A 12,878-nucleotide genomic window follows, 5' to 3' on the forward strand; every position below is an offset into this window, starting at 1 on the left:
TTGGGGTCAGCCGGAGATGGCCAGGCGCTCGTTGTGGTAGCGGCGCACGGCGGCGAACCACAGCACGGCGGCCAGGCCGAGGCTGGCACCGAGGTAGATCGCCCAGACCGTCGGGGTGATGGTCTCGTGGCGGATCACCTTCAGCAGCATCTGGTTCTGCGACAGGAACGGCACGGCGTACTGCCACATCTCGCTCTTCAGCGGGTAGGCCACCAGTGCATAGCCAGGCAGCATCGGCAGCAGCATCAGCCAGGTCATGTGGCTCTGCGCTTCCTTCATGCTCTTGGCCGCGGCCGACAGGAAAGTCAGCAGCGAGGTACCGATCAGCAGCATCGGCAGCATCACCAGCAGCATCTGCAGCATCGAGCCGACGTTCATGTTGAACTGGCGGCCGATGTTGCCGGGTGCGATCTGCGCGCTCACCTTGAACGCGACCAGGGTCAGCAGCAGCGACACGAAACCGACCACGCAGGCGGCGGCGATCTTGCCGCTGACGATCGCGCTGCGCGAGCCCGGCGTGGCCAGCAGGGGTTCCAGCGACTGCCGCTCGCGCTCGCCGGCGGTGGCGTCCATCACCAGGTAGGCGCCCCCGATGAACGAGGTCAGCGTTAGCAGTACCGGCAGCAGCATCGACAGGATCATGCCGCGCTTGGCTTCGGCACTGGCCAGGTCCTGGCGTGCCACGTCCAGCGGGCGTGCCACCTGTGCATCGATGCCGCGTGCCATCAGGCGCAAGGCACCGACCTGGCCGTTGTAGGTGGCCAGCGCCGCCTCCAGGCGTGCACTGGGTACCTCGGCCGCGCGACGCGTGCTGTCCTTGATCACCTCCACCAGCGCCGGCTTGCCCTCGGCCCAGTCCTTGCCGAAGTCCCCGCTGATGCGCAGCGCCACATCGATGTCCTGGCTGCGGATGGCCTCGGCCAGGTCCTTCGGCGCCGGTGCGGCATTGAGGCCCTGTGCGGCGAGGAAGCGCACCAGGTTCGGCGCGTTCTCCGCGCCGATCGTCGGGATCTGCAACGGCTCCTCGATCTGGGTGCGCACCCGGCTCTCGGCCAGCTTGCCCATGCCCAGCAGCAGCACCGGGTACAGCAGCGGCCCGAACAGCAGGGTCAGCAGCAGCGTGCGGCGGTCACGCGACAGGTCGCGCAGTTCCTTGCGCATCACCGTCATCAGGGTCGACATCATGCTCATGCGTGCAGGCCCTCTTCGCTGCCGATCAGTTTCACGAACGCGTCCTCAAGATTGGCTTCACCGGCCTGCGCACGCAGATCATCGGCGCTGCCCGCGGCCATCACCGTGCCCTTGGCGATGATCACGATGTGGTCACACAACGCGCCCACCTCCTGCATGATGTGGCTGGACAGGATCACGCAGCGACCCTCTTCGCGCAGGCCCAGCAGGAAGCGGCGCAGCGCGCGCGTGGTCATCACGTCCAGGCCGTTGGTCGGTTCGTCGAGGATGACGTTGCGCGGGTCGTGCACCAGCGCGCGGGCAATCGCGGTCTTGGTGCGCTGGCCCTGCGAGAAGCCATCGGTCTGGCGGTCGAGGATGTCGCCCATGTCCAGCGCGTGCGACAGCACCTCGATGCGTTCGCGGATGCGCTCGGCCGACAGGCCATGCAGCTCGCCGAAGTAGGCGATGTTCTCGCGCGCGGTCAGGCGCTTGTAGACGCCGCGCGCATCGGGCAGTACGCCCAGGTGGCGACGTACCTCCACCGGATTGCCGGCGGCATCGATGCCATCGACGCTGATGCTGCCCTGGTCAGGGGTCATCAGCGTGTAGAGCATGCGCATGGTGGTGGTCTTGCCGGCACCGTTGGGGCCGAGCAGGCCGGTGATCTGCCCATCGCCGGCGCGGAAGCCGACGTTGGCGACCGCCTGGATGCGGCCCGTGCGGGTATCGAAGGCCTTGTGCAGGTTGTCGGCGACGATCATGGTTCCCATCCGTTGAACGAGGTGAACGCCGGCACGTAGCTCAGCGTGTCCAGGCAGCCGGCATCCAGCGCCTTGGCATCGGTCTTGTCGATGAACTGGCCGAGCAGCCGCGGCATGCAGCCGGCGGTCAACGTGCCATGGCCCTGGCCACGGGCGACCAGCGCACGGCCATTGGGCAGGCCCTTGAGCACCTGTGCGGCGTAGCGCGGGGGGGTCACCGGGTCCAGCTCACCGGACAGCAGCAGTGCCGGCACGTCGCTGCGCAGCGGCACGGCATCGGTTGCCGGCGCCGGACGGTGCGGCCACACCGGGCAGGCGGCGAAGAAGGCGCTGGCCACTTCGTTGCCGAACAGCCGCTCGGGGTCCTCGGCCGGCGCGTGGTAGCGCGGCGCATCCTCGCTGCAGATCACCGACCACTGCATGCCGCGGTTGATCTGGAAATCCATGCTGCGGTTCGCGCCGCGCGCCAGCGATGCCAACGGGGCATAACGACCGTGCGCGGCTTCATCCAGCACCAGTGGCAGCAGCGAGGAATACTGCGGCACGTAGGAGAAGGCGAAGGCCAGGCCGACCACGCTGTCCGGCGTCAGGACATCCTGCCGCGGTGCGTTGGTACCCGGGTCGCGATACTCGACCGAGACCGGTGCACGGCGCAGGGTGTCGACCACGCTGCGCAGCTGCGCGCGGGTGTCGGTCGGGAAACGCTTGCTGCACGCGGCATCCTTGCGGCACTGCGCCGACTGCAGGGCGATCGCATCCTCGAAGGTGGTCGCGAAGTCGCCACCGACCACCAGCTCGTTCGGTACCACGCCATCGATGACGATGCTGCGGGTGTGCTGCGGATAGGCCCCGGCATAGCGCTGGGCCACGCGGGTACCGTAGGAGCCGCCAACCAGGTTCAGCTGGTCCACACCGAGCGCCGCACGCACCGCATCCAGATCGGCGATCGCCTCAGTGGTGGTGTAGAAGCGCGCATCGGCACGCCCCTGCAGCGATGCGGCGCAGCGCTGGGCGTAGTCGCGCAGCGATGCCTCGGAAGGCGCGGCATCCTCGTCCATCTGCAGCGGCTTGCCATCTGCGCCCAGACAGCTGAGCGGGTTGGAGCCGCCGGTGCCGCGCTGGTCGATCAGGAACACGTCGCGCTGCTTGCGCACCTGGCGCAGTGCGGTATCGACGATGACCGCCACCTCGCTGGCCGCCTGGCCGGGGCCGCCGGCCAGGAAGAACACCGGGTCGGGCTGGCTGGCGCCGCTGCTGCCCGATTCCAGCCAGGCGATGCGCAGGCCGATCCGGCGGCCATCGGGCTGGGCCCGGTTCTCCGGCACCTGCAGGGTGGCGCACTGCGCCTCCACGTTGGCGCTGGCGCCTTCGGTGGACAACGTGCAGGGCTGGAAGTCGATCGTGCCGAAGCGGCGGCTGGGTGCATCGCTGGCGCTTCCGGCGGCGGCCGGCGGCGGCTGGCTGCACCCGGCAAGCATCAGGCTGGCCAGCATCCCGGCCAGCGCGAGGTGGTGTCTTTGCATCGTGCTCGTTTCCCCTGGAGGACGTTCCTGTCGACCACGACGGGCTGCCGCGGAAGATGTGACCCAACTTACACGGGCAGCGCGCCGACGGCGATGGGCAATGACGAATCCGCCGCCGACGGCGCGCAGACCTGGCAGTCCCGCGCTCGGCCTTGGCCCGTGCAGGGCGGCATCGGCGGCGGCCAGCAGCACCCCAAGGGCCAGTGTTCCGGCCCGACGGCGATGCGGGGTCTGAAAACGGCGAGCACGGCGACCGGCGCATGCGCACAATCCGCGGAAAACCCAAGGAGACGCCCATGCACGCGTGGTACCTCGGCGGCATCGACCACCGCCCGTTCCTGCACCTGTTCGAGATGAGCGACAGCGCGCTCGCCACGCTCGGCATCCAGCGTCGCTGGGCCGGCGCCAACGGCGGACATCCCTGCCGGATCAGCCTGAGCGACCCCGCGCCTGGCAGCGAGCTGCTCCTGCTGTCCCACGTCCACCTGCCGCTGCATTCGCCGTACCGCGCCGCCGGCCCGATCTTCGTGCAGCGCGGCGTGACCCGTTGCGTCCTGCCGCCGGGCGAGGTGCCCCCGTATGTGCAGCGCCGGATGATCTCGATGCGTGCCTATGACCACGCCGCGCTGATGTGCGGTGCCCAGGTCTGCGCGGGCACCGAGGTGGCCGACCACCTGGATGCACTGTTTGCCGACCCGTCGGTGGCGTTCGTGCAGCTGCACAACGCGGCGCATGGCTGTTTCTCGTGCCAGGCAGATCGCGTGGCTACCGGGACTGCGTCGCGTGATCTCCATGACGTGATCGATGCCACGCCGGTCACGTGACGTCCAGCGCATCCGTTCAGCCCTGCGTGAAGCCTGCGGGAAGGGCTTCACATGCGCAGTCACGGATCGGCACTGCGATGGTTCCGTCGCCTGCAGTGCGACTCGATACTCGCCGTGGTGCCGCCGAAAGTCCGCCGCGCAGCGCAGCTCCTGCGGTCACCGTTCCCTTTCGACGACCACAAGGATGCGCCATGTCATTCCGATCCACGCCGCTGTTGCTCGCCACCTCGTTCGCCGCTGCGGGCCTGTGCCTGGCCGGCAACGCGTTCGCCCACGGCACGATGACCACGCCGGTCAGCCGCGTCTATGCCTGCTTCCAGGGCAATCCCGAGAACCCGACCAACCCGGCCTGTGCCGCTGCAAAAGCGATTGGCGGTTCACAGGCGTTCTACGACTGGAACGGCATCAACCAGGCCAACGCCAACGGCAACCATCAGGCCGTGGTGCCCGACGGGAAGCTGTGCAGCGGCAACAACCCGACCTTCCGCGGCCTGGACGTGAACCGCAGTGACTGGCAGACCACGCCGATCCAGGCCGATGCCAATGGCAAGTTCACTTTCGTGTTCAAGGCGACCGCACCACACGCCACGCGCGACTGGCGCTTCTTCGTCACCCGCGAAGGCTGGCAGCCGGGAAGCCCGCTGCGCTGGGCCGACCTGCAGGAGTTCTGCACGCTGGGCAATACGCCGCTGTCGGCCGACGGCACCTACAAGCTTCAGTGCACGTTGCCGCAGCGCACCGGCCAGCATGTGATCTACAACACCTGGCAGCGCTCGGATTCGACCGAGGCGTTCTATACCTGCATGGACGTGCGCTTCCAGGGCGGCGGAGGGACCGCACCGGCACCGCAATGGCAGGACGCCGGCCCGGTCACCGCACGCAGTGAGCTGCCGGTTGGCACGACGCTGGCGCTGCGCGTGTTCAACGCCAACGGCAATGACGTCGAACGTGTGGAGGCCACCCTGGCCAGCGGCCAGACCGCACCCGCGCAGTGGCCGTTGGTGCTCGCCCGCAAGGTCAATGCCAGTGCCCAGCACGCGCGCGTGGGCGTGCTTGCCAATGGCGTGATCACGCCGACCGCCTCAGCCACCGACAACCGCGTGTACCTGAAGGACGGCAACCGCTTCCAGCTCGATACCCAGGTTCCCGACCCGGGTACACCGTCACCGGGCGGTGATTTCGACCACGTGTACCCGGCGGGCATCGGCAGCTATGTGCCGGGCCAGACCGTGGTGAAGGGCAGCGACGGCAAGCTGTACGCCTGCCGCCCGTTCCCGGAAGGTGCATGGTGCAACGTCAACGCCGAGGCGTACCGGCCGGGTGTGGGTGCGGCCTGGCGCGATGCGTGGATTGCATACTGAGACCGGGTACAGGGAATGGTGGCAGAGCGCCGTTCCCTGCATAGCGTGAGACGCGCCAGCGCGTGAGTGGGAAGCCGTTCCCATATGCAACCACGCGATGCTTTTTTCAACGTAATCCGATGGATGCGGGCGGGCGGGATGTCGAGACTTCGCGGGGTTTCACCACCCACAGGAGATCTCCATGCATCTGTCACACCGGACCGTCATCGCGCTGTCTGTGATCGCAGGCATTGCCACCTCTGGCAGCGCGTTCGCCCACGGCACCCTGTCCAAACCCGCCAGCCGTGTCTATGCCTGTTACCAGGGCAATCCCGAAAATCCGACCAACCCCGCCTGCGCTGCCGCCAAGGCCATCGGTGGTGCGCAACCGTTCTATGACTGGGCCGGGATCAACCAGGCCGAGGCCCATGGCAACCACCAGGCCGTCGTGCCCGATGGCCAGTTGTGCAGCGGCGGCAACAGCAAGTACCGCGGCCTGGATCTGAACCGCAGTGACTGGCAGACCTCGCCGATCCGAGCCGACGCCCGTGGCCGCTACACGTTCGAGTTCAAGGCGCCGGCCCCGCATGCCACCCGCGAGTGGAAGTTCTATGTCACCCGCGATGGCTGGCAACCAGGCAGCCCGCTGCGCTGGGCCGACCTGCAGGAATTCTGCACGCTGGGCAACGTGCCGGTCTCCGGTGACGTCTACAAGCTGGACTGCCCGCTACCCAAGCGCAGCGGCCAGCACATCATCTACAACACCTGGCAGCGCTCGGATTCGGGCGAGGCGTTCTATACCTGCGCAGACGTGCGCTTCGAGGGGGGCGGTGGTGTGACCCCGCCGCCGCAGTGGCAGGACGCGGGTCCGGTCACTGCCCGTGGTGCGCTGGACGTGGGCACCATCCTGACCCTGCGGGTCTTCAACGCCCAGGGCAACGATCTGGAAAGCCCGCAGATCACCCTTGCCGCCGGCCAGACCGCTGCGAACCAGTGGCCGCTGGCACTGGCCCACAAGGTCAATGGCACTGCGCAGCAGGCGCGCGTGGGGGTGATGAAGAACGGCGTGATCACGCCCGTCGCCTCGGCTACCGGGAACCGCGTCTATCTGAAGCCAGGCCACCTGTTCCAGCTCGATACCCGCGTGCCGGATCCGGTCGATCCGATCGATCCGCCGCCGGCTGACGACTACGACTTCGTATACCCCGCGGGTATCGGCAGCTACACGCCGGGCCAGACCGTGGTGAAGGGCACCGACGGCAAGCTGTATGCCTGCCGCCCGTTCCCGGAAGGCGCCTGGTGCAACATCAATGCAGAGGCCTACCGCCCGGGTACCGGCTCTGCCTGGCGTGATGCCTGGATCGAGTACTGAAGGCAGGGCACCGGGGGCGGCGTGGGGTCGCCTCCGGTTTCCAGGGTTGCCGGCCAGCGGCCGGCACTACCGGGGTTCGTGCGGTTGCCGGCCAGCGGCCGGTACTACCGGGGTTCGTGGGGTTGCCGGCCAGCGGCCGGCACCAGCCGGACCTATTTGCTGCTGACGTACTTCTCGCGGCGGATCTGCGGGTTGCCCAGGCCGGCGGCCTTCAGCAGCTCGGCGCAGGCATCGACCATGTCCGGGTTGCCGCACAGGTAGGCGATGTCCGTGGCCGGGTCCGGCGTGAAACCGGCCAGCGCCTGCTGCACGTAACCGTGCTGCACGTCCGGATGCGGATCGGCGGGCAGTTCGCGCGACAGGCACGGAACATAGCGGAAGTTCGGGTGTTTTTCGGCGAAGCTGTAGAAGTCCTCGCTGTACAGCAGCTCGCCCGGGCTGCGCGCGCCCTGCAGCAGCACGATCTGCGCACCACGTTCGGCCATGGCCTTTTCCAGCAGCGGCAGCATCGAGCGGTACGGGGTAACGCCGGTACCGGTGGCGATCAGCAGGTAGCGGGCATTGTGGTCACCGGGATTCAGGCAGAAGCGGCCGTAGGGGCCGGACGCACTGATCTGGCCGCCGTGCTCCAGCGCCTCGAACAGCGCGGTGGCGGCGCCACCGGGCACGAAGCTGACCGCGATATCCACCGCCTCGCCCGGGCCCAGTGCGTGGTCGTGAATGGTCGCCAGCGAGTAGCTGCGCTTGGTTTCGGTGCCATCGGCGTAGCTGAAATGGACCTGGATGAACTGGCCGGGCTGGAAATCCAGCGGCTGCCCATCGTCACGCACGAACTGGTAGTGGCCGACGGTCGGGGCCAGCATGCGGCGGCCGACCAGCTTGAGGGGGAATTGAACAGGCACGACTTTTCGGGACAGTGTGTAGCCGGGGCAAGCCCTCGGGGTCTTCTATAATAGCCCCTCCCCGCCCCTCTCCAGCGCCAGCCCATGGGCGCGAAGGCTTCGAGCTTGGCATCCCAGAACGATACGGCGCCCGCCCTGCGCGTGCGCGACCTGCGCAAGACCTACGACAACGGCACCCAGGCCCTGAAGGGGGTTTCCCTGGAAGTGGCCCCGGGCGACTTCTTCGCCCTGCTGGGCCCCAACGGTGCCGGCAAGTCGACCCTGATCGGCATCATCAGCTCCCTGGTCAACCTCAGCGAGGGCCAGGTGGAGGTGTTCGGCAGCGACCTGGTGCGCAACCGCAGCGCCACCATGCGCCTGATCGGGCTGGTGCCGCAGGAAATCAACTTCAACCTGTTCGAAAAGCCCTTCGACATCCTGGTGAACTACGCCGGCTTCTACGGCGTGCCGCGCGAGGAAGCGGAGCAGCGCGCCGAAGAGGAACTGAAGCGGGCCCACCTGTGGGAAAAGGCGCAGGTGATGAGCCGCACGCTGTCCGGCGGCATGAAGCGCCGGCTGATGATCGCCCGCGCAATGATGACCCGCCCACGCCTGCTGATCCTGGATGAGCCGACCGCCGGCGTGGACATCGAGATCCGCCGCGACATGTGGCGCGTGCTGAAGGAGATCAACGCTGCCGGCACCACGATCATCCTCACCACGCACTATCTGGAAGAAGCCGAGTACCTGTGCCGCCACCTGGCGATCATCAACCATGGCCAGATCGTCGAGCAGGGGCCGATGCGCACCCTGCTGGCCAAGCTGGACGTGGAGGGCTTCCTGCTGGACATCGACGGTGACCTACCGGCGCAGCTGCCGGTGATCGAGGGCGCGACCCTGACCGCGCCGGACCCGCACACGCTGGACATCGACATGCCGCGCGCAATGGACCTCAACCGCGTGTTCGCCACGCTCAACGAGGCCGGTATCCGCGTGCGTTCGATGCGTACCAAGAGCAACCGCCTGGAGGAGCTGTTCGTGCGCCTCACCGGCAACCTGGAGAAGCCTGCATGAGCACCACCGAGCTGACCGACGGCCAGCGCAACCGCATCGCACTGATGACCATCGTGCGCCGCGAAGTCGCCCGCATCATGCGCATCTGGGGCCAGACCCTGGTGCCGCCGGCGATCACCATGACCCTGTACTTCCTGATCTTCGGCAACCTGATCGGATCGCGCGTGGGTGACATGGGCGGCTACACCTACATGCAGTTCATCGTGCCGGGCCTGGTGATGATGAGCGTGATCCAGAACAGCTACGGCAACATCAGTTCCTCGTTCTTCGGTGCCAAGTTCGGCCGCCACGTGGAAGAGCTGCTGGTCAGCCCGATGCCGAACTGGGTGATCCTGTGGGGCTACGTGGCCGGCGCCGTGCTGCGCGGCCTGATGGTGGGCGTGATCGTGCTGATCATCGCGATGTTCTTCACCCCGGTGCGCATTCCGCACCCGCTGGTGATGCTGACCACGGTGATCCTGGGCGCGACGATCTTCTCGCTGGCCGGTTTCATCAATGCGGTGTATGCGAAGAAGTTCGACGACGTGGCGATCGTGCCGACCTTCATCCTGACCCCGCTGACCTACCTGGGTGGCGTGTTCTATTCGGTGAAGCTGCTGCCGGGCTGGGCCGAAGCGGCCACGCACGCGAACCCGATCTTCTACATGGTCAATGCGTTCCGCTATGGCCTGCTGGGCAGCAGCGATGTGCCGCTGCCGGTGGCCTATGGGTTGATGATCGGCTTCGTGGTGGCGCTGACGGCGCTGGCGCTGTGGCTGCTGCGCCGTGGCGTGGGCATGCGCAGCTAAGGGTGGCCTGCAGGGCCTGCGGCCCTGCACCCGCCGAATCAACGTCAACTTCAACGACAACGGCAAAAGCTGACTATCCGGGGGATGGCGGGGTGGGTCCGATTGCGGGGGACGCCGTAAACCCATCCCTGGGGGCTTGGCCGCGGCATCCATGCCGCGGACACCCCCGCAATCGGACCCACCCCGCCTTCGACAAATTCCGGCGATCTGCCGGGATGTCGTTCTCCGCTGCTGCTGGTAGGTGTCGATCTTGGTCGACACGATGGATCGACGCCATGCGTGGATGGAGCTTTCACGGCAAAGCCGATGTTCCGCTTTTCTCGTTCGGGATTGCAGCTAGGCTGTGGCGATGAAGATCACTTCCATTGCGCTGGACAAAGCCGTGTCGGACGGCCCCATCGATGCCTTCAGCCATGCGTTGCTGGGCGATTCACCCACGCTGGATGAGGTGCTGGAATACCTGGCCTCGCGGCACGCGGCTGATCCCCGGTATCGCTACCTGTGCACGCTCGATGATGCCGGCCAGTGCCGCTACACCAGCATGCACGCGTCAGACGACGCGCGCATCGCGCTCTACGAGGGCGAAGACCCGGCAACCCCCGACGATGCGTTGGCGGCACGCGGGCGGTTGCTGGCGCATGTGGTCGCGCAGCTTGAGCATTCGACGCATCGGCTGGAATGGAGCGCGCTGGCGGGCACGCTGATGTGCAATGACGCAGACATCGAGGCATTGGTCGCGGCCAATGCCGCACCGGACCCCATCGTCGACGAGGTGGTCTGCGTGCAACAGGTGCCCGTGGATCGTGACGACCTGCTGATCGCCGCCCTGCCCAACGGCTACTTCAGCGCGGACTGGAACATCTTCCAGAACCACGCCCTGATCCGGCACCTGCAAGAGCATTACGACTACCGCCTGTTCGGGCTTGGCGCATCGTGGCTGGGCTTCCAGCGTGACAGCGCGCCGTCGCCTGCGGAAGCGGACGCTCTGGTCGCGGACCTGCAGCGCGTCTACGCTGCCGGAACGCACGACACCTGGTCACAACTGGCTGCAACGCTGTCCTCCCGCACCACGCTTCTATTGGGATACACCGAAGGCTTCAGCGAACAGCTGCCCTGAGCGCGGTTCTACACGCGCTCGCGCAGCGAGCGACCCGCTTCCGCTCCTGATCTGTTTTCCGTGGTGGCCGCACCCGGCCACCCCCGCTGAACCGTGCTTTTCGCGAACCACCGCGAGGGGCACCGCCGTTGGCCGCGATCTCCGGCACAATCGAAATCCTGATTCCCCAGAACACGGTGAACGTGCAATGCGCATCCTGATCCTCGGCGCCGGCGGTACCGGCGGTTACTTCGGTGGTCGCCTGGCCCAGGCCGGTGTGGACGTGACCTTCCTCGTGCGCCCCGCGCGCGCCGCCCAGCTGGATCGCGACGGCCTGGTCATCCGCAGCCCGCTCGGCGATGCCAGCTTCCCCGTGCAGCATGTCACCGCTGATGCACTGCCCGCATTGGCCGCGCAGAAGCCGTTCGACCTGGTCATCCTCAGCTGCAAGGCCTACGACCTGGACAGCTCGATCGACGCCATTGCCCCGGCCGTGGGCGCAGGCACCACCGTGCTGCCGATCCTCAACGGCCTGCATCACTACAACGCACTGGACGCGCGCTTCGGCCGCGACGCCGTGCTTGGCGGCCTGTGCTTCATCAGCGCCACCAAGGCCCCCGACGGTGCGGTGCTGCACCTGGGCAAACCGGCCAAGCTCACCTTCGGCGAGCGCGACGGCGGCCTGGCTTCGACGCGCGTGCGCGCCTTCGCTGCGGTCTGCACGCAGGCCCATCTTGATCACCTGGCCAGCGAACACATCGGCCAGGAACAATGGATCAAGTACACCTTCCTTACCGCGCTGGCGGCGGCGACCTGCCTGCTGCGCGCCGACATCGGCACCATCGTTGCCACCGATGATGGCGAGGCGATCGTGCGCGGCCTGTACGACGAATGCCTGGCCGTGGCCGAAGCCGCCGGTGAACCGGTTCCCGAGGCCGCGCAGGACACCGCGCGCGGCACCCTGACCCAGGCCGGCTCGGCACTGAAGGCATCGATGCTGCGTGACCTGGAAGCCGGCCAACAGGTGGAGGCCGAACAGATCGTCGGCGACATGCTGGCCCGCGCGCGCAAGGCCGACCAGGAAGCCCTGCTGCTGCAGGTCGCCTACAGCAGCCTGCAGGCCTACCAGGCACTGCGCGGCGCGTGAGCATCATCTCCGCCGCCAGTGCATCGCCCTCGCGGGTGCTGATCCTCGGGCTGGGCTGGAGTGGCTGTGCGCTGGCCCGACATCTGCAGGCATTGGGCGCACACGTCGCCGGCACGGTACGCGATCCCGCATCGGCACCACGCGATGGTCTGCGTCGCCATCCGCTGGGTGCCGATGCCACGCCATCGCCCGCCCTGCTCGATGAGATCGCGCAGGCCGAGGCCGTACTGTGCAGCGTGCCACCCGACGCCGATGGCGATCCTGCACTGCGCCTGCTGTTGCCCGCGCTGCGGGCCAGCCCGGCATTGCGCTGGGTGGGCTATCTGTCGTCCACCTCGGTGTATGCCGACCGCGCCGGCGGCTGGGTCGACGAGCGCAGCGCAGCCGATGCCACTGAAGCAGCCGGCGTGCAGCGCCTGCGGGCCGAAGCGCAATGGCGAGCGCTTGCAGGAGAACGCGGCATTGCATCGGCAGTGTTCCGCCTGCCCGGCCTGTACGGGCCGGGGCGCAATGCGCTGCTGCAGCTGGCGCAGGGACGTGCCCGCCACGTAGTGCGTCCCGGGCTGCTATTCAACCGGCTGCACGTGGATGACCTGGTGACGGTCGTTATCGCGTCGATGCAGCGGCCGTGCGTGGATGGCCTGTATCTGCCGGCCGATGACGAGCCGGCACCGCCGCAGGAGGTACTGGCCTTCGCCGCGCAGCTGGGCGGGTTTGCGATGCCACCTGCCGTGGCATGGGACGACCCTGCACTCAGCCCGACCCTGCGACGCTTCTACCAGAGCAACAAGCGCATCGACAGCCGTGGCACGCGTGAAGCACTGGCGTGGGCGCCGCGGTTCCCCAGCTACCGTGAGGGCCTGCGCGACCTGCTCCGGTAGTGCCGGCCGCGGGCCGGC

At 67.6% G+C, this 12,878-nt stretch carries 12 protein-coding genes; 8 read left to right on the top strand and 4 right to left on the bottom strand.

Features of this window, described 5'->3' with window-relative positions:
• Positions 1-6 precede the first annotated feature (6 nt).
• Genes VG566_RS06505 through VG566_RS06515 form a run of 3 tightly spaced genes read right to left on the bottom strand, consistent with a single transcriptional unit; the run spans position 7 to position 3,457 of the window.
• Positions 7-1,191 (bottom strand): ABC transporter permease, encoded by a 1,185-nt coding sequence (locus VG566_RS06505; RefSeq protein WP_049404907.1) that lies wholly within the window; start codon positions 1,189-1,191, stop codon positions 7-9.
• The gene (locus tag VG566_RS06510; RefSeq protein WP_046433110.1) at positions 1,188-1,934 is read right to left on the bottom strand and encodes an ATP-binding cassette domain-containing protein; all 747 of its coding nucleotides are present in this window, start codon (positions 1,932-1,934) and stop codon (positions 1,188-1,190) included. Before VG566_RS06510 ends, VG566_RS06505 begins: the two co-directional genes overlap by 4 nt.
• Complete coding sequence (locus VG566_RS06515) at positions 1,931-3,457, bottom strand: alpha/beta hydrolase (protein WP_041863953.1); 1,527 nt, start codon at positions 3,455-3,457, stop codon at positions 1,931-1,933. The genes VG566_RS06510 and VG566_RS06515 overlap by 4 nt, the downstream gene beginning before the upstream one ends.
• A gap of 296 nt (positions 3,458-3,753) precedes the next feature.
• Between VG566_RS06515 and VG566_RS06520 the strand changes: the two genes are divergently transcribed.
• The 3 genes from VG566_RS06520 to VG566_RS06530 all read left to right on the top strand — a co-directional run bounded on the left by VG566_RS06520 (position 3,754) and on the right by VG566_RS06530 (position 6,993).
• On the top strand, positions 3,754-4,281 hold the full coding sequence (locus VG566_RS06520) for a DUF1203 domain-containing protein (RefSeq protein WP_032959047.1): 528 nt from the start codon (positions 3,754-3,756) through the stop codon (positions 4,279-4,281).
• Between the two features lie 191 nt (positions 4,282-4,472).
• A complete protein-coding gene (locus VG566_RS06525) occupies positions 4,473-5,642 on the top strand; it encodes a lytic polysaccharide monooxygenase (RefSeq protein WP_032959046.1) in 1,170 nt (389 codons plus the stop codon).
• A gap of 181 nt (positions 5,643-5,823) precedes the next feature.
• Positions 5,824-6,993 carry a lytic polysaccharide monooxygenase gene (locus VG566_RS06530; protein WP_241884762.1) on the top strand — a complete coding sequence of 390 codons (1,170 nt, stop codon included), beginning with the start codon at positions 5,824-5,826 and terminating at the stop codon, positions 6,991-6,993.
• 152 nt (positions 6,994-7,145) lie between these two features.
• Here the strand turns inward: VG566_RS06530 and VG566_RS06535 are convergent, their stop codons facing one another.
• The gene (locus tag VG566_RS06535) at positions 7,146-7,895 is read right to left on the bottom strand and encodes a ferredoxin--NADP reductase (RefSeq protein WP_014648809.1); all 750 of its coding nucleotides are present in this window, start codon (positions 7,893-7,895) and stop codon (positions 7,146-7,148) included.
• An 84-nt stretch (positions 7,896-7,979) separates the two neighbouring features.
• Between VG566_RS06535 and VG566_RS06540 the strand changes: the two genes are divergently transcribed.
• From VG566_RS06540 to VG566_RS06560, 5 genes are all read left to right on the top strand, one after another.
• Positions 7,980-8,948 carry an ABC transporter ATP-binding protein gene (locus VG566_RS06540; RefSeq protein WP_005411567.1) on the top strand — a complete coding sequence of 323 codons (969 nt, stop codon included), beginning with the start codon at positions 7,980-7,982 and terminating at the stop codon, positions 8,946-8,948.
• Entirely contained in the window at positions 8,945-9,736 is a 792-nt protein-coding gene (locus VG566_RS06545; RefSeq protein ID WP_014038898.1) for an ABC transporter permease, read from the top strand. The genes VG566_RS06540 and VG566_RS06545 overlap by 4 nt, the downstream gene beginning before the upstream one ends.
• Before the next feature lie 349 nt (positions 9,737-10,085).
• Positions 10,086-10,853: a hypothetical protein gene (locus VG566_RS06550; RefSeq protein WP_241884763.1), complete on the top strand. Its 768-nt coding sequence runs from the start codon at positions 10,086-10,088 to the stop codon at positions 10,851-10,853.
• A gap of 187 nt (positions 10,854-11,040) precedes the next feature.
• Positions 11,041-11,979, top strand: coding sequence for a 2-dehydropantoate 2-reductase (panE, locus tag VG566_RS06555; protein ID WP_134966458.1), 939 nt, complete (start codon positions 11,041-11,043; stop codon positions 11,977-11,979).
• Positions 11,976-12,860: an epimerase gene (locus VG566_RS06560; RefSeq protein WP_032961506.1), complete on the top strand. Its 885-nt coding sequence runs from the start codon at positions 11,976-11,978 to the stop codon at positions 12,858-12,860. The genes panE and VG566_RS06560 overlap by 4 nt, the downstream gene beginning before the upstream one ends.
• Positions 12,861-12,878: the final 18 nt, after the last annotated feature.

Origin of the sequence: Stenotrophomonas sp. CASM114 (assembly GCF_049384325.1) — a bacterium.
Taxonomy (GTDB): Bacteria; Pseudomonadota; Gammaproteobacteria; order Xanthomonadales; family Xanthomonadaceae; genus Stenotrophomonas; species Stenotrophomonas muris.

Excerpts from the sequence above, each read along its gene's own strand:
- VG566_RS06505 (WP_049404907.1), bottom strand. The coding sequence starts at position 1,191 with ATGAGCATGATGTCGACCCTGATGACGGTGATGCGCAAGGAACTGCGC.
- VG566_RS06510 (WP_046433110.1), bottom strand. The coding sequence starts at position 1,934 with ATGATCGTCGCCGACAACCTGCACAAGGCCTTCGATACCCGCACGGGC.
- VG566_RS06515 (WP_041863953.1), bottom strand. The coding sequence starts at position 3,457 with ATGCAAAGACACCACCTCGCGCTGGCCGGGATGCTGGCCAGCCTGATG.
- VG566_RS06520 (WP_032959047.1), top strand. The coding sequence starts at position 3,754 with ATGCACGCGTGGTACCTCGGCGGCATCGACCACCGCCCGTTCCTGCAC.
- VG566_RS06525 (WP_032959046.1), top strand. The coding sequence starts at position 4,473 with ATGTCATTCCGATCCACGCCGCTGTTGCTCGCCACCTCGTTCGCCGCT.
- VG566_RS06530 (WP_241884762.1), top strand. The coding sequence starts at position 5,824 with ATGCATCTGTCACACCGGACCGTCATCGCGCTGTCTGTGATCGCAGGC.
- VG566_RS06540 (WP_005411567.1), top strand. The coding sequence starts at position 7,980 with ATGGGCGCGAAGGCTTCGAGCTTGGCATCCCAGAACGATACGGCGCCC.
- VG566_RS06545 (WP_014038898.1), top strand. The coding sequence starts at position 8,945 with ATGAGCACCACCGAGCTGACCGACGGCCAGCGCAACCGCATCGCACTG.
- VG566_RS06550 (WP_241884763.1), top strand. The coding sequence starts at position 10,086 with ATGAAGATCACTTCCATTGCGCTGGACAAAGCCGTGTCGGACGGCCCC.
- panE (WP_134966458.1), top strand. The coding sequence starts at position 11,041 with ATGCGCATCCTGATCCTCGGCGCCGGCGGTACCGGCGGTTACTTCGGT.